The following is a 22,203-nucleotide window of genomic DNA, read 5'->3' as shown; positions in this document are numbered from 1 at the left end:
ATGAAAACTTCAATAAAAATATTGTGCATGATTTTCATTTGCCAAATCTCTTTTGGTCAAAATGAAAATAGGAAATCACTACATGGTCAGTTTACAAATGAAACGGCAATTGTAGACAACGGGTATGTTTTTAATTTGAATTCAAAAACGAAAACCTTTATTAGTGATCAAGGTTTTTTTGATATTTTGGCGAAAGCCAAAGATACATTGTTAGTTTCAAGCCCATCTTTCAAGTCTAAAAAAATTGTGATTCAGGACAAAGATTTTTCAAAACCTTTGTTTATAGTCAATTTAGAAATGCAAACTACGCTTTTGAAGGAAGTTATTGTTAAACGTAAAGCGGAAATAAAACCAATAACGGGAAATTCTCAGGGAATTGTAGATCTGCAATTTTTTGACGATGCGAAATCTTCCCCTGTAAATAGAACAATGCCATCGGATGGTAGCATAGAAAACGGAATGGATTTTGTTAGAATATTCAAAATGGTTTCTAAAGTGTTTAAAAATGATTCGGCAAAGAAAACCGATTTGAGTTCTAATGTAGATTTCTCGGATGTAGTTTCTAAAGGAATTGACAAGTATTTCTTCATCAATACATTGAAGTTGAAAAATGAGGAAATTGGACTTTTTCTGGATTATTGCGAAAATGATCCAAAATCAAAAAGTCTTTTAAAACAAGAAGACGAATTTTTACTAATTGATTTTTTAATTACCAAGAACGAAGAGTTTAAAAGAATTACTACTTTTGAAAAATGAAATCGCCATGATTCCAGAATACAAATAAGATTGAAGAACGACGATGCCATATTCCGATAAAAAAAACAAATAGAATCTTTGAATGAAAAAAACGATCTTAATTACTTTTTTTGGCCTATTTTTTTTAACGTTGACTTCATTTAGTGTACATAAATTTTATGTAGCATTATACCAAGTTAATTACGCTCCTCAAAAGAAAATGCTTCAAATCACCGCTCGTATTTTTGTTGATGATTTGAATAGTGCTGTTGGAAAAAAGTATACTAAAAAAATCAATTTAGGCTCCGAAAAAGAAACAGACGAAGATTTGATTTTGTTGAAAAAGTATTTAAGCGAAAAATTCTCCATAAAAATAAATGGACAATCTAAGTCCATGAATCTTTTAAGTAAAGAAATGGAAGGGGATGTACTTATCTGTTATTTAAGTATTAAGGAAGTCCTTAAAGTTAATTCACTCGAAATTTACAACACCGTTATCATAGAAGGAAATTCAGAGCAACAGAATATTATGCATTTTAATGTGGCTGGAGTAAAAAACACATTACTATTCACAGAATCCACATCCAAGGGAATGTTAAAATATGAATAAATTTAGAAAAATTTGTTTTAAATTATTATTTTCACCCACTGAATAACCAGATTCCCACCTATGAAAAAATTCACATTATTATTACTTCTTCCCGCAATTTTATTTGCCCAAGAAAAAACAGCACCTGTTGCGCCAAAACAAACAGGAAAATACGATACCAATAAGTTTAGCCAAATGTATGATCTGTTAGCAACACCTAACATGTTTCGTACTGCTTCTGGAGCTCCGGGTCCGGCTTATTATCAGCAACAAGCTGACTACAAGATAAATGTAGAGCTGGATGATAAAGAATCTAAATTAACAGGGTCTGAAACGGTTACTTATTATAACAATTCTCCAGATACTTTAGAGTATTTATGGGTTCAATTAGATCAAAATCAAGCTGCGAAAACGTCACAAACTCCATTGGCAGAAAGCCAAAGAATGGAACAGGTTTTTCCTGCTGGAAACTTCGCAAATAAGTTTTTGAAACAAGAGCAAGAGCGTGGTTTTAACATTGAGTTCGTGAAAGATGTAAAAGGAAATCCTTTGTCCTATTCGATCAATCAAACCATGATGCGTATTAATTTATCAACTCCAATGAAACCAGGTGAAAAATTCACTTTTTCGATCAATTGGTGGTATAATATTAATAATTACAGACAAGATGGTGGTCGTTCAGGCTATGAGTTGTTCGAAAAAGAAGGAAATAAATTATATGTAATTGCTCAGTTCTATCCTAGAATGGCAGTGTATAATGATGTTGAAGGATGGCAGAATATGCAATTTTGGGGAACGGGAGAATTTACGTTGCCTTTTGGAAATTTTGATGTAAACATCACCGTACCTGCAGATCACGTAATGGAAGCTACAGGGGAATTGATGAACAGAAGTGAAGTATTTACTGCTGAGCAAGTAAAAAGATATGAATTGGCTCAAAAATCATTTGACAAACCAGTTGTAATTGTTACTCAAGCGGAAGCAGAAGCAAGTGAAAAAGGCTTTTCAGAAAAGAAAAAAACATGGAAATTTAGTGCTAAAAACGTAAGGGATTTTGGTATTGCTACTTCTAGAAAATTTATTCTGGATGCTATGGCAGTTCAATTGACGAACAAAACAGTTATGGCAATTTCCGTTTATCCTAAAGAAAGTAATCCGCTTTGGGGAGAAACGTCAACTAGAACTGTAGCGCATACTTTAAAAAGTTATTCAGCACACACATTTGACTATCCTTATCCAAAAGCAGTTTCTGTTTCAGCAGAAGATCAAGGTATGGAATATCCAATGATTTGTTGGAATTATGGTCGTCCTGATGAAAAAGGTGTGACAAGTGAACGTATTAAAAACGGAATGATTGGTGTAGTTATACATGAAGTAGGACACAATTTCTTTCCTATGATTGTAAATTCTGATGAGCGTCAATGGTCTTGGATGGATGAAGGTCTTAATACCTTTATGCAATATATGGCTGAACAAGAAATGGGAACAAATTTCCCTTCAAGTCGTGGACCGGCAAGTAAAATTGTTCCTTACATGAGTGGAGATCAAAAATTCTTGGAGCCAATTATGTCAAACTCTGAAACGATAGTTCAATTTGGTGCTAATGCTTATGGTAAGCCTGCAACGGGTTTAAATATCCTTAGAGAAACGATTATGGGAAGAGAATTGTTTGATCATGCTTTCAAAGTATATGCAAACAGATGGAAATTTAAGCATCCTACACCAGAAGACTTTTTTAGAACTATGGAAGATGCATCTGCAGTAGATTTAGATTGGTTTTTCAGAGGATGGTTTTACTCTACTGATTTTGTAGATATCGGAGTGAAAGAAGTAAAACAATATTACGTATCTGAGACTGCAACAAAAGAATTGAAAGACGCAGTAGTAAGAAGAGGACGTTTTGGACAAGAAAAAGGACCTTTCGTATATTTAGTTCCTGGAACAAGTGAAGAATTATCATCAAAAGATAAGAAAGCATTAGCAATTGCAGATGTAAATTTACTATCGGAGTATGTAAACCAAAACTTTTCTGCGGATGAAAAATCAAAATTAAAATCTCCTAAGTTTTTCTATGAAGTAGAGTTTAATAAGCCAGGAGGAATGTTAATGCCAATCATTGTTGAATTGACTTACGAGGATGATACGAAAGAAACATTCAAATATCCAGCTCAAATTTGGAGAAAAAACAATGATACCGCTAAAAAAGTTTATGCAACTGAAAAAGCAATCAAAAAGATTCAGATAGATCCAAAATTAGAAACAGCTGATATTGATGTAACCAATAACGCTTGGCCTAAAGAAGAAGTGAAGTCTAAATTTGATTAAATAAAGACCTAAAATTAAAAAAGACTCTGAAAAGAGTCTTTTTTTTATGAAAAAATTAAAAGTCAAAGATTCAAAATTAGGTATATTTGTAGCAATAAAAAATAAGAAATATGTTTGGCATAGGAGGAGGAGAGTTAATTTTCATCATGTTTATAGTACTCATGCTTTTTGGATCAGATAAAGTACCAGAAATAGCCCGCACCATGGGTAAAGCAATGGCGCAATTAAAAAATGCTACAAACGACATAAAAAGTGAGATTCAAAAAGGAGCTGAGGCTAATGGATTTGATACACAAACATTAACTGATTTCAGAGGAAATATCACATCGCATATCAATAAAGCTAAGGATGATCTATTGGGAGATACCTCTCAAATAACTGATATAACAGGAAATATCACCTCAGAAATTAATAAAGCCAAAGACAGTTTACTGGGAGATACAACCACTCAAATTCAAGCTACTAAAGAAATTATAGAAGACGTTGCAGGACCTATAAAACGTCATATGTAATGGTGGAAAAATTACTTTCTTTAGATACAAAATTATTTGTTTTTTTGAATGGATTAGGGTCGGAAACGTATGACGGACTTTGGTTATTTATTACCAAACAAAGCAACTGGATTCCTCTTTTTTTAATCCTTTTGTATGTTATTTATAAAAAACTTGGCGCTAAACAAACCTTGTATTTATTACTCTTTGTAGCAGTTTTAGTTACATTTACTGACCAAATAACTAACTTGTTCAAGAATGGATTTCAACGATTACGCCCTTGCAATAATCCTGAAATCAATTCCTTTATACGAATTGTTCAAGTCAGAAATTCATTTAGTTTTTTCTCTGGACATGCAGCAAATTCAATGGCAGTTGCGACATTTTTGTTTTTTAGTTTTAAAGACAAAATCAAATATTTCGGCTTCCTATTCTTGTGGCCGCTCATCTTTGCATACAGTAGAATCTATCTGGGATTACACTACCCGTTAGATATTTTATCAGGCTATTTGTTCGGATTTACTTTTGGATTTTTGATCTTCAAAGGATATAAAATAGCACAACAAAAATATTTTCCACAAAAATAATTTTAGAATTGCTCAGGAGCTTTTTCCTGCTCTACGCTGTATCTTTCTAATCCTGAACTTGAGGGTTCAGGACTAGAAAGGATGCCGCTTCTATCAGGGCTAGGGCATTTGTTTTCAATAGAAATATTGAAACTATAGAACTCTACTCACTGTCAAACCATCACGAATAGGCAACAAAACCGTCTCTACTCTTGAATCAGTTGCTAATAATCGATTGTATTCCAGCAATACTTTTGTACTCAAATCATTCGGTTGTAACGGCTCCAAAACTTTACCGCTCCAAAGCACATTATCCGATAAAATAATCCCGCCTTTATTCATTTTTGGAACAATCAATTCAAAATAGTTGAGGTAATTTTCTTTATCAGCATCTATAAAAACCAAATCAAATTTTATGTCCAATGTTGGAATGATGTCAACTGCTTCTCCTAAATGCTGGAAAATTTGCTTTCCCCAAGGTGATTTGTCAAAATGTTTTCTTTGAAAATCAACTAATTCTTCTTTGATATCAATCGTGTGCAATTGTCCGGTTTCTTGCATGCCCTCGCACAAACACAATGCTGAATAGCCGGTATAGGTACCAATTTCAAGAATATTCACAGGCCGAATCAATTTTGACAACATACTCAAAACCCGACCTTGAAAATGCCCGCTCAACATTCGTGGCAATAGAATTTTTTGGTACGTTTCTTTATTTAACGCTGCCAGTAAAGCAGGTTCTCTTTCGGAATGTTGCTCGATGTAATCCTCTAATTCTTGGGAAATGAAATGCATTATTTTAAACTTTTTATTGGGTCTTGAAAAGTATTGAATATTCTAATAACGTAAATTGTATTGTTATGGAATTGGTAAAGTATTTTGTAGTTTCGTGTAATTATTCTTCTGCAATCAATTCGGTATTCATCAATTTGAAATTGATCAGGAAAAGTTATTGAATTTACACTTTCGAAAATTTTGTCGGTAACTTTGGAGGCAACTGCGAGAGAAAAATTTTGTTCAATGAAAGATAAATGTCCTTTAAATCAAGTTCTGCATTTTTAGTCCAGAAAATTGGATAATCAGGATTACTCATTTTTCCATGTTTTCATTTCTTCAATGAGATTTTCTTGAGAAATTACTCTATTGTATTTAATATCGTCTAAACCTTCTTCAACCTTGTTATGATATTCAGAGAGTGTTACGGCATTTCCTTTTGCATCGTAAGAAACAATTTCGTTCAAATAATTATCAAATACAGAGGATACAATACGAAGTACTCGTTCATCTGCTAAATCTAATTGAAGTTGGATTTTATGTTTTAATTCTGGAAGTCCCATTTTTACGTATTTATACACAAATTTACAAAAAATTATAATAGGTTTCTTTATTGTGATAGGTTTGGTGTTTTGGTTTTTTTTTAATTTTCAATCTTCTAATTCTTAGGAAATGAAATGTATTTTTTGATTTTTTTTCAATTGAGAATAAAGTTATCAAATTATCAAATCAACAAATCAACAAATTGTCATTAAATTTGCACCATGGAAATCGACAAAAAAGACATACGCGCCTTATCAAAAGAACAACTACGTGATTTTTTCGTTGCTAATGACGACAAAGCCTTTCGTGGGAACCAAGTTTACGAATGGTTGTGGAGCAAAGGCGCACATAGTTTTGAGGATATGACCAATGTTTCTAAGGGAACACGAACTATGCTGGAAACGCATTTTGTTATCAATCATATCAAAGTAGATACCATGCAGCGCAGTGAAGATGGAACCGTAAAAAATGCCGTTCGTTTGCATGATGGATTAGTGGTAGAGTCTGTTTTGATACCTACAAATACAAGAACTACAGCGTGTGTTTCGAGTCAAGTGGGTTGTAGTTTAGATTGCAACTTTTGCGCCACAGCGCGATTAAAAAGAATGCGAAATCTGGAACCGGCTGAAATCTATGATCAGGTAATTGCAATTGATAAAGAAAGTCGTTTGTATTACAATCATCCGTTGTCGAATATTGTTTTCATGGGAATGGGCGAACCGCTTATGAACTATAACAATGTGTTGAAAGCAATCGAAATGATTACGTCTCCGGAAGGTTTAGGAATGTCGCCTAAACGTATTATGGTTTCGACTTCGGGAGTCCCTAAAATGATTAAGAAATTAGCGGATGATGATGTGAAATTCAAACTTGCCGTTTCGCTACATTCAGCAATCGATGAAATTCGATCTCGAATTATGCCGTTTAGTGCTAATTTTCCTTTGGCTGATTTACGAGAATCATTAGAATATTGGTACCGAAAAACCAAAAGTAAAATCTCCTACGAATATGTAGTTTGGAAAGATATCAACGATAATAAAGCTTCCATAGATGCTTTGGTGAAGTTTTGCAAATACGTTCCTTGCAAAGTGAATCTTATCGAATACAACCCAATCGATGATGGAGAATTTCAACAAGCATCTGAAGAATCGATAAATGCATACATAAAAGCACTTGAAGCTAGCGGAATTATCGTAAAAGTGCGAAGAAGTAGAGGTAAAGATATTGATGCTGCTTGCGGGCAATTGGCCAATAAAGAAGCATAAAAAAAGCTGTCCGAAAAGTACTTTTGGACAGCTTTTTTTTAAAATATTATTTTTATTTTACTACTGAAGAGATTTCTTTTGCAATTGGATGATTGGCTTCAAATGTATATCCCATAATTTTAGCCATGGTTTGCGCAAATTGATCTTGGTACAATTGGTTTTTCTCTTTCATTTCCCCTTTTGCTTCAATTTTTGGTCCCATAGTGGCAAACCAAATTTCTGATGCGTCTTTTATTTGTGGTCCATGACTCGTCCATTCTGCTTTTGTGAGATCGCCTCTTCCGTGATCTGTTGTAAATACTAAAGCCGTTTTGTCTTTGTATTGAGGATCATTTTGTACAAAGTCCCAAATCTCTTTAATCCAAGCATCCACTTGGTGTGCTGCATCTAAATAGGAACGATAAAAGCCTGCATGAGCCCATTCATCAGTTTCACCATACGAGATGTATAATACTTTTGGTTTGTTCGTCTTCAATTCTTCAAGAGCGCCATAATGTGTAAATACATCCAGACATTCCTCCTCGTGAAAAGGTTTAAATGAATCTGCTAGCATAGCATTAATTAATTTTTGTCTCTCTGTTGGTGATTTTCCTCCTACCTTATCAAAAGCAGATACCACAGGAAAACCTGCTCTTTTTTCGTTTAAGATATTATCAAAAGCATCCCATGCTCCAAAAGCAGCAACTTTGCCTTTTATTTTAGCTTGCTTGTTTAAGAATTCTAAAACAGTAATATTGGGATTTGCAGGATACTTATTTGAATTGATTAAAGTATCAGCGTAGCCTGTCATGATTTCGTTATAACCAGGATAACTAAACCAATAGGGATTGGCATTGTTTACCTTGTTGCCAAGGGTTCTGTTACCATAAATTTGTCCTTTTTTAGCCAGAACAGACCACATAAAAGGCATTAATTTTTCTCTTCGCTCGTTTACATTTTCAGCCCAATATTTTTTATAAATATAGGAGCTGTCGTTCTGATTGAATTTTTTGTCCTTTGCTAAACTTTCGTCCATTCCCTTGAAAGCCTCTTGCCATCTAAATCCATCAGTGGTGATGATAATGATGTTCTCTGCTTTTTGGGCTTGGGAACAAACCGAAACAAAAAGTACCAGAATTAATAATATTTTTTTCATGTTTTTTTTAATTAAAAATTATCCCACCATACTTTTGCGTTAATATTGTCGCTACCTCCTATTTTTTGTATCGCCTCGCTGTTGTTTTCTTTGTTTACTGATTGCTCTAAACTTGGATACAAAATTCTTCTAGGTACTTTACCATTGTTCTTAGCTCCAGGACCTGCCTGAATAAAACTTGGTTTTCCAGTTCTTTTCCAGTCCAACCAAGATTCAATTCCCGTGTGGTATAAAGCTAGCCATTTTTGGGTATATAAAACTTCATTTGTCGCGTTATATGGTGCTGTGACTGTCAAGTAATTATTTGGCATTGTTACATTCCATTGTCCAAAAGAAGCTGTTACTGCGGTATCGTAATACATTTTGGCTGATCCAGTTGTAATAAGATTGCGTTGGCTCGCTTCTGCCAATAAGAAATTCAATTCACTATAGGTCATGAATATTGAAGATATTTTCGTTTTCGTATAAAAATAGTCTTCAGCTCTTCTAGAATATTTTGTTGGTTCGCCAATCTGATCTAACGGTAATCCTGGTCTTAATCCTAAATGATTCTTTGTTCCTGCAATAGGATCAATCCATTCGTCTAGTCTAGGGTCATTATTTGCTATTAATGTATTCACTAAATTTGTGGAAGGAATTACAATATTGTAACCGTACAATCTGTTCACTCCATCACTCATAGGTGAAATATTAGGATAGCTTCCTGAGTACACATAGTTTGCATTGTCAGTATTCGATTGGAATAATGGATATACTGTTGGTTTTGTAACAATCTCATTTAATTTAGCGCTAACATTGACCTTATTTGAAATACGCATCAAGAGACGAACATGTAGTGAATTACAAAATTTTTTCCATTTCAACATGTCACCTTTATACAATAAATCTCCTTCTACTTTTGAATTTACATTTATTAAAGCGTTGGCATTGTCTAAATTTAACAGCAGCTGCGTGTAAATAGCTTCTTGAGAATCATACTTAGGTTTCAATATCCCTGATTCTCCTTTTGAAGCTTCAGAATAGGGAGCGTAACCATAGGTATCCGTAATTAGACTCATAGTATAGGTTTCAAGAACAAGACTAATGGCCTCGTAATTTTTGTCATTTAATGCAATCGCTTGTTTTTTAATATCGTAGATATCGTTAAGCCATTTGTATAGTCCCCAAAAACGGTTGTCAGCACCCCAGTCATAAATGTCTAATTGATTGTACTCGTAGAAACCACCATATTGAGCTGTGATGTCTCCAAAATCATAGGAGTTGGTCACGTTACTATTGGCCAAGTTGAAAATAACGTTGGGAAGCATCTGCTTGGGTTGTGAAGAAGTTGGTTGATTTTTATTAGTGTTGATTTCTTCAAACCCATCGGTGCAAGAAATACTAAGAGTTAATAGTACTATAAAGGCTATGATTTTTTTCATGATAATTTTTTTAGAATGAAGCATTTAATTTGATTCCATAGTTTCTGGATGATGGCAGTTGCAATACTTCGAATCCAGGTAATAATGTACCGCCACTTATTGCTTGAGTTTCTGGGTCAATGTTTGGAACTTTTGTCCAAAGTGCTAGATTATTCCCAACTAATCCAATACTTAAGTTTTGCATTTTTATCGCTTTGGTCCATTTGTCTGATATTCTGTAATTTAAACTTACCTCTCTAAGTTTTACGTAAGAAGCGTCAAATGAATTGGCCTCAATATTATCTCTACGATAAGCATTGTAGTAATACCAGTTTTCCGCAGTTACAGAGGTGGTGTTTGGTCTGTATGATCCGTCTGTGTTTTGAACCACACCGTTGCCTACAATTCCTGTTTCTCTGCCAGGTAATGAAACGGCAAGTATGCCACTTTCCATACCAATTGAATTGGTCATTGAGTATATTTTACCTCCGTGTCGTACATCAAATAATGCATTTAGATTGAAGTTTTTGTATTTAAGATTAGTGCTTAGACCCAGCATCCAATCTGGATTATAGTTCCCTATTTTCTTGATTTTCGTATCTAAAATTGGTGAACCATTAGTATCGAATACAATTTGATTGTCAGGACTTCTTAAATAACCACGCCCGTACATATCTCCCATTCGTTCGCCAATACGTGCTTCAATTGTGCCGCCATTAGGACCTTGAGCAATAATATAATTGTCAATTCCCGGAGTCAATTCTTTTACAGTACCACGGTTTTGAGTGAAATTTGCGTTAAGTGACCATTCAAAATTTCCAGTTCTAACAGGCGTAATTCCTAATCCTATTTCGATTCCTTTATTTTGTATTTTACCTGCGTTGATTACGTTCGAATTAAATCCAGAAGCTTGTGACACATCTAAACCTACGATTTGATTTTTAGAATTGGTAATATAATAACTAGCATCAAGCGTAATTCTTTTTTTGAAAAACTGCGCTTCAACACCTACTTCATAAGATGTTGCAATTTCAGGTTTCAAATTACTGTTTAAAATAGTGTTAGGATTAGTTAATGTTCCCGCTATAGTACCATTGTTGTATGTTTTAACTAATTTATAAGGATCAGTGTCGTTTCCTACAGAAGCTGTATTTACTCTCAGCTTTAAGAAGTCAATATTTTCATTCATTTCAAACAATGAAGTTGGAATAAAGCTTAATGACGCAGAAGGATAGAAGTAAGAATTGTTGTCTGCCGGAAGAGTAGAAGACCAGTCATTTCTTGCCGTTAGATCTAAGTATAGAAAATCTTTGTATCCAATATTTGCAAAACTATACATGCTGTTAATACGTTTTTTGTAAATATTCCTAGATGAAATCGGCGTAACATTAATATTTTGTAAATTGTAAATTCCAGGGATACTGATTCCTTGTCCTTCAATTTTGCTTTCAGATGTGTATTGGTTCATGCTGTTAGCTCCGTAGGATATTTTAACCGAAAAATCTCCAAAATTATGATCGTAACTCAATAACATATCGGCATTGTATTCTGTAAAACCAATCGTTTGTTCGCGGTACATTCCTGCACCATATCTAGAAGATCCAATTGGTCGTCTTGACCATCTAAAATCATTAGAATTATCCATTCCTATTCTAGCCATAAACGAAAAGTTTTCATCGATTTCATAAGTAGAAGAAATGTTACCAAAAAGGCGCCCTTTTTTAAATGCATTAATGTTTTCATTAGCAATTTTAAATGGATTGTCTCCCCAACCAAACATGCTGTTTTGTCTCACATCTTTAACAATCCAGTAATCTTTAAGCCAATCTAAGTCTACATTGGTATGATTCCAAAGTAAATTGTACATAATTCCTTGACTTCCGTAACCTGTTACTGGAGTATTATCACTAGCACTTTTTGTATAAGTAGCTACTGTGGCAATTTTCCATTTGTCTGAAATAGTGTAATTAAGGTTGAGACTTATGTTTTCTCTTTTTAAATTAGAATTAGGCACGATATCTTCGCTAGTAGTTTTTCCATAGCTTAGTCTGAAATTTGTTTTTTCATCTGAACCAGAGATCGATACTGAGTTTGAAATCGAATTTCCTTTTCTAAAAAAGTCATTTAAGTTGTATCTGAATTCAAATGGTAAAACTTGTCCCTGTCCTATTGAATATCCTGGACTTCCATTTTGTAATAAAGAGACACCTGAGTCAAAACGGGGACCTAAGTTTGTATCTGCACCAGGATCGTATACTTGTTTTGATCCCGCACCATAAACACCTTGTATTTCAGGTAATCGCAATGCTTCGCTTGTCATGAAAGAAGAAGCTATTGAAACACCAAGTCCTTTGCCTTTTTTACCTGATTTAGTTGTAATAACAATAACACCATTTGCCGCTCTAGAGCCATAAAGTGCTGATGCTGCTGCTCCTTTTAATACGTTTACACTTTCAATGTTTTCTTGATTAATTTCTGAAGCTCCATTGCCATAATCAGTTGGTAAGTCAGTTTGAGTAGTGGGACCGCCTCCTACACCATATACATTATTATTGATTGGAATACCATCAACTATAAATAAAGGTCCGTTGTTGTTGATGTTCAGAGATTTATCACCACGGATAGTAATTCTTGAAGAGCTAGTGATTCCGTTTCCAGATCCTGTAATTTGAACTCCTGATATTTTACCTGTTAAGTTGGATACAAAATTTGCTGAGTTTACTTTATTAATATCTTCTGATTTTAACTCTTGAGATGCATATCCTAAAGCACGTTTATCTCTTTTAATTCCTAAAGCAGTTACAACGACTTCGCCTAGTGATATAGAATCATCTTGCAATGTAATATTTAGGTTTTCTTGGTTGGTCACTAAAAGTTCTTTGGTAATGAAGCCCATAAAGGTGAAAATCAATGTTTTTCCCTTTTCGGTTTTAATAGTGTAATTTCCATTTTCATCTGCAGCGGCTGCAGTTTTAGTTCCTTTAACTAAAACAGTTGCTCCAGTTAGCGGGAATCCGGATGAATCGGTTACTTTTCCTGAAATTGTAGTGGTTTGCGCAGTAGTAATATGTGCGCAGAATAGAAGTAAAAGAAAGAGTAGATTTTTTCTTAAAATTTTCATTTGTTTGTTGTTTTATTTTTGTGGTGCAAACTTATACCTCAGCTACTCGCGTCAGATTAAGATAACTTTAACAAAAAGTGACATGAAATTAAGAATAGGTTAGCAATGTTAAGGAGAATGTTTTTTTAGAATGAACCACATAAATTGGATTTAAGGCTGAATATATTTGTCAAAAGATGTAACTTTGAATCCTAAATGAATGTCACTTCACAAATAAAACAGCCCATTTTCAATGAAATGGAACTTTTTGAAAAAAAGTTCTATGAATCGATGACTTCACAAGTGGCTCTACTCAATAGAATTACCTATTACATAGTAAACCGCAAAGGAAAACAAATGCGTCCTATGTTTGTTTTTCTAACGGCCAAAATGGTTTCGGCCGGAATAGTAAATGAACGAACGTATCGCGGAGCTTGTGTTATCGAACTGATACATACTGCGACATTAGTTCACGATGATGTAGTGGATGATAGCAACCGCAGAAGAGGTTTTTTCTCGTTGAATGCACTTTGGAAAAATAAAATTGCGGTACTTGTGGGTGATTATTTATTGTCCAAAGGATTGTTACTTTCTATCGATAATGGAGATTTTGACTTACTCCGGATTATTTCTGTCGCTGTACGCGAAATGAGTGAAGGCGAATTACTTCAAATTGAAAAAGCCCGAAGACTTGATATCACAGAAGACGTTTATTATGAAATCATTCGGAAAAAGACAGCAACACTTATTGCTGCCTGTTGTGCTCTTGGTGCAAGATCTGTTATTGAAGATGAAGTTCAAGTTGAGAATATGCGCAAGTTTGGAGAACTCATTGGAATGGCTTTTCAAATAAAAGATGATTTATTCGATTATACGGATGAAGCCATTGGTAAACCAACTGGCATTGACATCAAAGAACAAAAAATGACGCTGCCTCTTATTCATGTTTTGAATACGTGCACTTCCAAAGAAAAAAGCTGGCTTATCAATTCTATTAAAAACCACAATAAAGATAAAAAACGCGTTAAAGAAGTTATTGCTTTTGTAAAAGACAATAACGGATTACTTTATGCCGAACAAAAAATGGTTGAATTTCAGCAAGAAGCCCTTTTGCTTTTAGATAATTATTCTGATTCTGAGTTTAAAGATGCGCTGATTTTGATGGTGAATTATGTAATTGAAAGAAAAAAATAATTTTTTTTAAAATATTTTTTTCTCGTTAACTACCAGTCTTATTGACTTTTTTGTTTTTTTAATTTTAAAATCAAAATTTTTTCTATTTAAGATGCAACCTTTTTGCATCGTCAATCGTCTATACTTATAGAAACACTTTATAAAAATTTTGAAAGTAATCAACTTACATCAGGAGGAAAATGAATTAATTCAGTTGGCTGTCGAAAACAATCGGCATGCACAACAGCAGATTTATACTCAATTTTCTCCAAAAATGTTAAGTGTTTGCCGCCAATACATAAAAGACATTCATCAGGCCGAAGATATCATGATTACTGCTTTTATGAAAGTGTTTACGAATCTGAAGAATTTTCAGCACAAAGGAAGTTTCGAAGGTTGGATTAGAAGAATTATGGTCAATGAATGTATTTCTTTTATTCGAGTTGAAAAAAAGCTAAAGTATAGTGAAGATGAAACCTATTTTGAAGAAAGTTTCAATAATATCGAAAGCCAATTTTCAATAGACGATATCCAATTTTTGATTGATAGTTTGCCGGATGGGTATAAAATGGTTTTCAATTTATATGCTATCGAAGGGTTTAAACATCATGAAATTTCCAGCATGTTAGGGATTAAGGAAGGAACATCAAAATCGCAATTATCACATGCCAGGAAAATGCTGCAAGCACAGATTAATACGTTAAAAAATTACAGTTATGGAACCGAATAAATTAGAAAAACAGTTCAAAGAGCAATTAAATTCTCGGGAAATCAAACCGTCAGAAATGGCTTGGAGCAAACTGGATGCAATGCTTTCGGCTGCTGACCAGAGCAATAGCGAACAGGCGAAGCAAAAACCAAAAGCTAAATTCCCTTGGATGTATATGGCGGCAAGTTTTGTTGGGTTTTTATTGTTAGGGACCGTTTTTTTTAATGGATTTGACACTGTGAAAATAGATCCGACTATTCCAGTAGTTCTAGAAGAAAAACCAGATAGGAATAATTTAGAAGAGCCAGAAATAATCAATGAAGGTATTTTGCCTAGCCAAGTTCAAAAAACAACAGTAGAGACACATAAAGTTGTCGCTGATAATAATAATTTGAAAAAGCAGCCAAAGCAACTTAATAAGAAAGAGGATGCGGATTTAATTATCAATCTGTCAAAAGAGAATGAGGATGTAGTTAATTCTTCTGAAAACAAGAATTACCAATCAACAAGTGTAAATAAATATATTTCAGCAGAAAAATTATTAGCAGAAGTTACGAATACTAAATTTGAATCAAAAGCTACGGATAAAACTATTGAAAAAACAAGAAAAGCTATTTCAGTAAATCCAAACAGTTTATTGGCAAATGCCGAAACAGAATTAAATCAATCATTTAGAGAATCTGCATTGAATAAATTCAACAAGAATTTTAATGCTATAAAAACAGTTTTAGTTAATAGAAATTACGAAGAATAAATCAATATCAATCATCAATCAAAAAACGAAAATCATGCAAAAAATTATTTTAATCACAACAATTGTATTGCTTTCCTTACTAACTAAGGTAAATGCTCAAGGAGTAGACGCTATAAAAAACAGTTCAGACTGGCATTATAGGGGTTCAAAAGCAGAAAGTTATGAAATGGGATTAGATGCAGGCGCTGAAAAAAACAACCAGACGGTTTACAAAATTAAATCGATTCCAAGTAAAACGAATGGTTTTGGTACTATAATGAAAACCATACAACCGGATGCATTTTTAGGAAAAACAGTCAAAATGACTGCGTATGTAAAAAGTGAAAATGTAAAGTCATGGGCAGGGTTATGGATGCGAGTAGATTATTATACTGCAGCAGTGTTAGCTTTTGATAATATGCAAAGAAGACCCATCAAAGGAACTAAGGATTGGACTAAATATGAGGTGGTTTTATATGTTCCAACTGAGGCAACAGCTATTTCGTATGGTGTTTTATTAAATGAAACTGGGCAAATTTGGTTTAAGGATGTAGTAATAGAAATAGTTGAGGATTCCCTTGAAGAAACAGGACAAAATAAAGGAAGAGACCATAAAGCAATTTCCTTTGAAACCAAAGCTAAAGCTATTAGTAGCGAAATTAAAGCAATTACAGATAATGAAAAAAATGCCCTAAAAGAGGCTGTGGAATTAATAGACAATGACTTAGAAAAAGGTGTTGTCACTAAGGAGCAAGCAAGTGACCTTAAAATGCAAAAAGCAAAAATTCATGCTGCAGCTATCGAGACAAAAGTGAGTGTTGAACAAGCAAAGTTAAATCAATTGGTACAAGATAAAGTTGATGGAAAAGTAGCAGATGAAAAGGATCATAGAAGCGGAGGTCGAACAATTATTCTAGGTAACAATCCAAATTCAATTGGTTCTCAAACTGAAATTAATATCACCTCCATGAAGGTTTATAATGGTCAGGAAGATAAAGAAGAACGCCAATCCAAAAGAACCACTTCACAATTGGTATTAGCTACTGGATTGAATAATGTAGTGACTGATGGCTCTGTTCAAAAATCAGATTTTAGGTATTTGGGCTCTCATTTTTATGAATGGGGAGTAACTTATAATACCAGAATTTTAAAAAACAATAATCTATTGCATGCAAAATATGGATTTTCAGTGATGTATAATAATTTGCGAGCTACAGATAATAGGTATTTTGTAGTAAATGGAAATCAAACAAATTTGGGAGTGAATGCAGTGCAGCAAGATGATTCTCGTTTCAAGAATGTAAATTTAGTATTTCCAGTGCACTTAGAATTTGACTTCACAAAATCCAAAGAAAGAGATGGGAAGACCTATTTTAAAACACACGATAGTTTCCGTATTGGTTTAGGAGGATACGTTGGTACAAATCTAAAATCGAAGCAACATATAAATTATGATATTGATGGGTATAAGTCAAGAGAAATAACTAAAGGTGATTTTAATGTTGATAGTTTTATATATGGATTGAGTACTTACGTAGGATATAAATCGACTAGCTTGTACTTGAAATATGATTTGAATCCTTTATTTAAAGACAATACAGTGAAACAAAACAATGTTTCTTTAGGACTGCGTTTTGATTTCAATTAGAAATTGTTTTAGTTAGTTTTTTTTAAGAACCCTTTGAGAGTTTCAAACTTTGAAAGGGTTTAAATCTTCAAAAACTTTGTAACTTTGACCCTTTGTAACTTTGACCCCAAATAAAATTGATTTCAAAAGCCACTATTGATATTGTTTTCGAAACTGCCCGAGTAGAGGAGGTTATTGGTGATTTTGTCCAATTAAAACGTGCCGGAAGTAATTGGAAAGGATTAAGTCCTTTTTCCGAAGAGCGTTCGCCATCTTTCATGGTTTCGCCGGCAAAGGGAATTTGGAAAGATTTTAGCTCTGGAAAAGGTGGGAATTCCGTGGCTTTCTTAATGGAGCACTCTCATTTTACGTATCCGGAAGCCATTCGATATTTAGCTAAAAAATACAATATCGAAATTGAAGAAACGGAGCAAACGGATCAGGAGAAGGCCATAACTGATGTTCGGGAAAGTATGTATTTGGTTTCTGAGTTTGCAAAAACCTATTTTCATAATACACTTTTAAACTCTGAAGAAGGAAAAGCAATTGGATATTCTTATTTTAAAGAAAGAGGATTTACGAATGAGACTATCAAGAAATTTAGTTTAGGATATTCACCGGAAGCTTGGGATGCTTTTACTAAAGAAGCTTTAGGAAAAGGATATAAATTAGAGTTTCTAGAAAGTACAGGACTCACAATCCCCCGTGATGACAGACCATTCGACAGGTTCAAAGGCCGTGTTATGTTTCCTATAGAAAGTATGTCTGGACGAGTATTGGGTTTTGGAGGTCGGATTCTTACCAATGATAAAAAAGCAGCCAAATACCTGAATTCACCCGAAAGTGAAATTTATCATAAAAGCAAAGTGCTTTATGGTATTTTTCAGGCTAAACAATCGATAGCAAAATTAAATAATTGCTATTTAGTTGAAGGGTATACGGATGTAATTCAGTTCAGCCAATCCGGTATTGAAAATGTTGTTTCTTCCTCAGGAACAGCTTTGACGCCCGATCAAATCCGATTAGTCAATAGATTAACAAAGAATATTACCGTTCTTTTTGATGGTGATGCGGCAGGACTGCGCGCTTCCATTCGAGGAATCGATTTGATTCTTGAAGAAGGAATGAATGTAAAAGTATGTACTTTTCCTGACGGAGAAGATCCGGATAGTTTTGCCAAAAAAACTTCTTATGATGATTTAGTTTTATACCTCGAAAATAATGCTAAAGATTTCATTCAGTTCAAAGCATCGCTTTTGATGAATGAAGCCAAGAATGATCCCATAAAAAAAGCGGATTTGATTCGGGATATGGTAGTCAGTATTTCGAAAATTCCGGATAGAATTCAACGCGAAATTTATATTCAGGAATGTTCTCGTATTATGGATATTTCGGAGCAAGTGCTTGTGAGTACCTTAGCGCAATTGGTGCAAAAAGATGTTGTTGAAGTTGGAAAAAAACAAAAACAAGAGCAAAAAGCTTTCGAAGTTGTAAAAAATGAAAATCCTGTTGATGCTGAAAAAGTAGATATTCTGTATCGTTTGGAAAGAAAAATTATTGAGATTCTGTTGTTGTATGGAAACAAGAATGAAGAATTTGAAGATACATTTTTGAAAACAAATGCTGAAGGCGAAATAGAAACTGTCGTTGAAAAAAGAGAATATAAAGTATATCAAAGAATTTATTTGAGTTTGCAAGAAGACGAAGTTGAATTAGCAAATCCATTATTTAGAGATATATTCAATGATTTGATTAACTATTACCATCAGAATGAAACTTTCAGTTTAGAGCAATATCTCATGCATTTGCAAGTTGAATTTGCACAAGAAGTTACAGATATTTTGATGGAAGATGAACGAGTTGTTCTACACAATTGGGAAGGTCAAAATATTTTTCCAAAATCAAAAAACGATACGATAAGCCAAGATGTATCTGAAACTATTTTAACCTTAAGGTGGTATTTGGTAGGTAAAATAATCGAAGAATTAAAAAGCTCTCTATCATCTGAAGCTGGTTCAGATAACACAGAGCCTTTGTCTATGGTTATGGATTATAATATATTAGTCCATTCGTTTTCAAAAAAATTAGGGAGAGTTATGTCGCGGTACTAAACGATCTCTAAAGTTTTTGCTTTGTTTACCAAGTCTACTAAATTAGTAACATTTAGTTTTGTAAGTAATCGTAATTTGTACGTACTAATTGTTTTTTCGTTTAGTTTTAGAATATCAGCTATTTCATGATTTTTCTTTCCGTCACTTAGATAGCGTAAAACTTCTACTTCACGATTAGAAAGCTTACGATATAAGCGTTCACTCTTACTTTGTTTTGCAATTAGTGCTAGATTTTTCTTTACGGTTTCATTTATAATTATCTTTCCTTGGTGGACTTTGATAATCGAAATTCCTAAAGTTTCTAGTTTTTCTTTTTTGTGGATGAATCCTGAAACTCCCGCTTTAATAGCATTAGGGGCATAAATTTGTTCTGAAAGACTACTGAAAATGATAATTTTAGTTTTTGGAAAATTTTTCAAGATCGCTTTGACCTCAAAAATACTGGAAAGACCTTCCAGCTCCAAATCTAAAATTAAGACATCAATCTCTTTAGTTAAAAGTATATCCCGTACCATCAAAAAATTACCAACATTGGCAACTATTGATATGTCTGCATTATCTTTAAAGTAAGATTTTACTCCAAAATGCACAACAGGATAATTGTCGGCTATACATACTTTAATCATAATTTTAAATTTTTAGAATTATTTGTTATTGGAAATGTAAAATTAATAAATAAATTCTGTAATTAATTGTAAATCAATATAAAATGTGACTTCTTTATTCTTTTGGGATAAAACAAACAGGAATTGCTGTCATTTTATGTTGATTGATAGTATTTAATCGCTTATAAATCTCGAAAACAGCCTTTTCTCTTCCTGAAAAAGCATCCGAAGATTGTCCAGCTTCATCTTGGGTCATTGCCCATTCTAGTTCGTCATAACTGGCACCTAATTGATCTTCATCGGTTCTTTCATCACCAAATAATCCATCAGTAGGGGATGCATTTAAAATAGAAGCTGGTACTTTTAAGTAACTGCCTAAAAGAAACACTTCAGACTTCATTAAATCAGCGATAGGACTTAAATCAACTCCGCCATCGCCATATTTTGTATAGAAACCCACTCCAAAATCTTCTACTTTATTTCCAGTTCCGGCGACCAATAAAGAATGAATCCCAGCAAAGTAATACAGTGTTGTCATTCTTAATCGTGCTCGAGTATTGGCAAGTGATAAATGAAGTTTAGCGGAATCTGTAACATCTGGCACAACTGTCTTGAATGTTTCAAAAACAGAGGTCAAATCTGCTTCAATGCTGGATACATTTGGAAACCTTTTTTTTAATTGTTCAATATGCTCCCGTCCTCGAGTTACATGACTTTGTGCCTGATGGATGGGCATTTCAACACATAAAACTTTTAATCCTGTTTGTGCACATAATGTTGAGGTGACTGCCGAATCTACTCCTCCGGAAATCCCAATTACAAAACCATTTACTTTTGCATTTTCTGCATATGTTTTTAACCAATTTACGATGTGGGCATTCACTTTTTCAACTTGTAATGTGCTTTTTTTAGTCATAATAGTTTACGTTTTAAAAATCAGGAATGTATATTTGCAAAATCAATTTGTTGCGCATTCGTTTCCTTAGATTCTTTGGAAACAAACTTAATTAATATATATGAAAAAATATCTGTTTCTTGTAGTCTTTTGTCTCTTTATTTTATCTTGTGATAAGAAAAACAAAGTAGAAAGTACTGTTACTGCAATTCCTTTGGAAGTAAAAGTGGAACGCTTTGATAAAATATTTTTTGAAACTCCTCCGCAAGATTTAGAAAAAGTAAAAAAACAATTTCCGTTTTTTTTTCCTCCAGGAAATGACGATAGTGTTTGGTTAGAAAAAATGCAAGATCCGTTATGGAGAGAATTGTACACAGAAGTACAAAAAAAATATGGTGATTTTGAGCCGGTAAAATTAGAGTTAGAAACACTTTTCAAGCACATCAAATATTATTTTCCTAAGACAAAAACACCTAAAGTAATCACCGTAATCTCTGAAATGGATTATAAAAACAAGGCTATTTATGCAGATAGTTTAGTTGTAATTTCGCTCGAATTGTATTTAGGAAAGAATCATAAGTTTTATCAGTTTCCAAATTATTTAAAACAAAATTTTGAGGAAAGACAAATCGCACCTGATGTAGTATCGAGTTTTTCAGCACGTAATATTCCACCTGTTTTAGACAAAGATTTGCTAAGTCAAATGATTTACTCGGGAAAGCAATTGTATTTAAAAGACTTACTTTTGCCGGATTATACAGATGCTGAAAAAATGGGATATTCTCCTGCGCAAATTATATGGTGCCAAGAAAATGAAAGTTATATGTGGCGTTATTTTATTGAAAAAGAAATGCTTTATAGTAATGATCAAAAATTAATTTCCCGGTTTATAAATCCGGCTCCATTTTCTAAATTTTATTTAGAAATTGATAATGATTCCCCAGGGCAGGTTGGTGCCTGGATAGGATGGCAAATGGTACGCTCTTATATGAAAAATAATGATGTGCCTTTGGTAGATTTATTAAAAACCAATGCAAAAGAAATATTTGTTAAATCAAAATACAAACCCAAAAAGTAATGTCGAATAAAAATACATCAGAAATTAAGTTTCTAATTGAGTTAGATGAAAATCGTGTTCCGGAAAAATTAATGTGGTCTGCAAAAGACGGTGGAGTAGAACAAGAAGAAGCAAAAGCAATTATGTTGTCTATCTGGGACAGCAAGGCAAAAGAAAGTATGCGAATTGATTTATGGACTAAAGATATGCCAGTTGATGAAATGAAAATTTTCTTTCACCAGACTTTAGTGGCGATGTCTGAAACATTTAAACGTGCTACTGATGACGAAAAAATGGCTGATACCATGAAAGATTTCTGTGATTATTTTGCGGAAAAATTGGAGTTAACAAAATAGATAGATTCTAAATA

At 33.5% G+C, this 22,203-nt stretch carries 21 protein-coding genes; 13 read left to right on the top strand and 8 right to left on the bottom strand.

What is annotated here, in order from left to right:
- The 5 genes from bamP to ACXX80_RS02700 all read left to right on the top strand — a co-directional run bounded on the left by bamP (position 1) and on the right by ACXX80_RS02700 (position 4,727).
- Positions 1–756, top strand: a complete 756-nt coding sequence (bamP, locus tag ACXX80_RS02720; RefSeq protein ID WP_458551884.1) for a BamP family beta-barrel-assembly machinery protein — start codon at positions 1–3, stop codon at positions 754–756.
- Between the two features lie 82 nt (positions 757–838).
- Complete coding sequence (locus ACXX80_RS02715) at positions 839–1,345, top strand: DUF6702 family protein (protein WP_458551883.1); 507 nt, start codon at positions 839–841, stop codon at positions 1,343–1,345.
- A 60-nt stretch (positions 1,346–1,405) separates the two neighbouring features.
- Positions 1,406–3,649, top strand: a complete 2,244-nt coding sequence (locus tag ACXX80_RS02710; protein WP_458551882.1) for a M1 family metallopeptidase — start codon at positions 1,406–1,408, stop codon at positions 3,647–3,649.
- Between the two features lie 110 nt (positions 3,650–3,759).
- Positions 3,760–4,161 (top strand): twin-arginine translocase TatA/TatE family subunit, encoded by a 402-nt coding sequence (locus ACXX80_RS02705; RefSeq protein WP_458551881.1) that lies wholly within the window; start codon positions 3,760–3,762, stop codon positions 4,159–4,161.
- Entirely contained in the window at positions 4,161–4,727 is a 567-nt protein-coding gene (locus ACXX80_RS02700; RefSeq protein WP_458551880.1) for a phosphatase PAP2 family protein, read from the top strand. Before ACXX80_RS02705 ends, ACXX80_RS02700 begins: the two co-directional genes overlap by 1 nt.
- 132 nt (positions 4,728–4,859) lie before the next feature.
- Here the strand turns inward: ACXX80_RS02700 and ACXX80_RS02695 are convergent, their stop codons facing one another.
- The 3 genes from ACXX80_RS02695 to ACXX80_RS02685 form a co-directional block, all read right to left on the bottom strand.
- Entirely contained in the window at positions 4,860–5,501 is a 642-nt protein-coding gene (locus ACXX80_RS02695; protein WP_458551879.1) for an O-methyltransferase, read from the bottom strand.
- Positions 5,501–5,728 (bottom strand): type II toxin-antitoxin system RelE/ParE family toxin, encoded by a 228-nt coding sequence (locus ACXX80_RS02690; protein WP_458554069.1) that lies wholly within the window; start codon positions 5,726–5,728, stop codon positions 5,501–5,503. Before ACXX80_RS02690 ends, ACXX80_RS02695 begins: the two co-directional genes overlap by 1 nt.
- A 63-nt stretch (positions 5,729–5,791) precedes the next feature.
- Positions 5,792–6,043: a hypothetical protein gene (locus ACXX80_RS02685; protein ID WP_458551878.1), complete on the bottom strand. Its 252-nt coding sequence runs from the start codon at positions 6,041–6,043 to the stop codon at positions 5,792–5,794.
- A 201-nt stretch (positions 6,044–6,244) separates the two neighbouring features.
- On the opposite strand from ACXX80_RS02685, the gene rlmN reads away from it, so the two are divergent.
- Positions 6,245–7,288, top strand: a complete 1,044-nt coding sequence (gene rlmN, locus ACXX80_RS02680; RefSeq protein ID WP_458551877.1) for a dual-specificity RNA methyltransferase RlmN — start codon at positions 6,245–6,247, stop codon at positions 7,286–7,288.
- 52 nt (positions 7,289–7,340) lie between these two features.
- Here rlmN and ACXX80_RS02675 read toward each other — a convergent pair whose 3' ends face one another.
- The 3 genes from ACXX80_RS02675 to ACXX80_RS02665 are packed head-to-tail and all read right to left on the bottom strand — an operon-like array spanning position 7,341 to position 12,944.
- Positions 7,341–8,423 carry an alkaline phosphatase family protein gene (locus ACXX80_RS02675; RefSeq protein ID WP_458551876.1) on the bottom strand — a complete coding sequence of 361 codons (1,083 nt, stop codon included), beginning with the start codon at positions 8,421–8,423 and terminating at the stop codon, positions 7,341–7,343.
- An 11-nt stretch (positions 8,424–8,434) separates the two neighbouring features.
- Entirely contained in the window at positions 8,435–9,844 is a 1,410-nt protein-coding gene (locus tag ACXX80_RS02670; protein WP_458551875.1) for a SusD/RagB family nutrient-binding outer membrane lipoprotein, read from the bottom strand.
- A gap of 10 nt (positions 9,845–9,854) precedes the next feature.
- Positions 9,855–12,944 carry a SusC/RagA family TonB-linked outer membrane protein gene (locus ACXX80_RS02665; protein ID WP_458551874.1) on the bottom strand — a complete coding sequence of 1,030 codons (3,090 nt, stop codon included), beginning with the start codon at positions 12,942–12,944 and terminating at the stop codon, positions 9,855–9,857.
- Between the two features lie 195 nt (positions 12,945–13,139).
- Here ACXX80_RS02665 and ACXX80_RS02660 point away from each other — a divergent pair, with 195 nt between their 5' ends.
- From ACXX80_RS02660 to dnaG, 5 genes are all read left to right on the top strand, one after another.
- Positions 13,140–14,117 carry a polyprenyl synthetase family protein gene (locus ACXX80_RS02660; RefSeq protein ID WP_458551873.1) on the top strand — a complete coding sequence of 326 codons (978 nt, stop codon included), beginning with the start codon at positions 13,140–13,142 and terminating at the stop codon, positions 14,115–14,117.
- A gap of 148 nt (positions 14,118–14,265) precedes the next feature.
- Entirely contained in the window at positions 14,266–14,826 is a 561-nt protein-coding gene (locus ACXX80_RS02655; protein WP_458551872.1) for an RNA polymerase sigma factor, read from the top strand.
- Positions 14,813–15,559 (top strand): hypothetical protein, encoded by a 747-nt coding sequence (locus ACXX80_RS02650; RefSeq protein ID WP_458551871.1) that lies wholly within the window; start codon positions 14,813–14,815, stop codon positions 15,557–15,559. Before ACXX80_RS02655 ends, ACXX80_RS02650 begins: the two co-directional genes overlap by 14 nt.
- A gap of 34 nt (positions 15,560–15,593) precedes the next feature.
- Positions 15,594–17,186 (top strand): hypothetical protein, encoded by a 1,593-nt coding sequence (locus ACXX80_RS02645; protein ID WP_458551870.1) that lies wholly within the window; start codon positions 15,594–15,596, stop codon positions 17,184–17,186.
- A gap of 116 nt (positions 17,187–17,302) precedes the next feature.
- Positions 17,303–19,276, top strand: a complete 1,974-nt coding sequence (gene dnaG, locus ACXX80_RS02640; RefSeq protein WP_458551869.1) for a DNA primase — start codon at positions 17,303–17,305, stop codon at positions 19,274–19,276.
- On the opposite strand, the gene ACXX80_RS02635 is transcribed toward dnaG, so the two are convergent.
- The gene (locus tag ACXX80_RS02635; RefSeq protein ID WP_458551868.1) at positions 19,273–19,902 is read right to left on the bottom strand and encodes a LuxR C-terminal-related transcriptional regulator; all 630 of its coding nucleotides are present in this window, start codon (positions 19,900–19,902) and stop codon (positions 19,273–19,275) included. The genes dnaG and ACXX80_RS02635 overlap by 4 nt on opposite strands.
- A 94-nt stretch (positions 19,903–19,996) precedes the next feature.
- On the bottom strand, positions 19,997–20,797 hold the full coding sequence (nadE, locus tag ACXX80_RS02630; protein ID WP_458551867.1) for an NAD(+) synthase: 801 nt from the start codon (positions 20,795–20,797) through the stop codon (positions 19,997–19,999).
- A gap of 100 nt (positions 20,798–20,897) precedes the next feature.
- Between nadE and gldB the strand changes: the two genes are divergently transcribed.
- Together gldB and gldC are read left to right on the top strand one after the other, a co-directional pair.
- Complete coding sequence (gene gldB / locus ACXX80_RS02625) at positions 20,898–21,854, top strand: gliding motility lipoprotein GldB (RefSeq protein ID WP_458551866.1); 957 nt, start codon at positions 20,898–20,900, stop codon at positions 21,852–21,854.
- Positions 21,854–22,189, top strand: a complete 336-nt coding sequence (gldC, locus tag ACXX80_RS02620; RefSeq protein ID WP_091165314.1) for a gliding motility protein GldC — start codon at positions 21,854–21,856, stop codon at positions 22,187–22,189. The genes gldB and gldC overlap by 1 nt, the downstream gene beginning before the upstream one ends.
- Positions 22,190–22,203 lie beyond the last annotated feature (14 nt).

The sequence above is a fragment of the Flavobacterium sp. GNP002 genome (assembly GCF_054343795.1).
The sequence above is the reverse complement of the archived record's forward strand: the minus strand, read 5'-3'. Positions and strand labels throughout refer to the sequence as shown.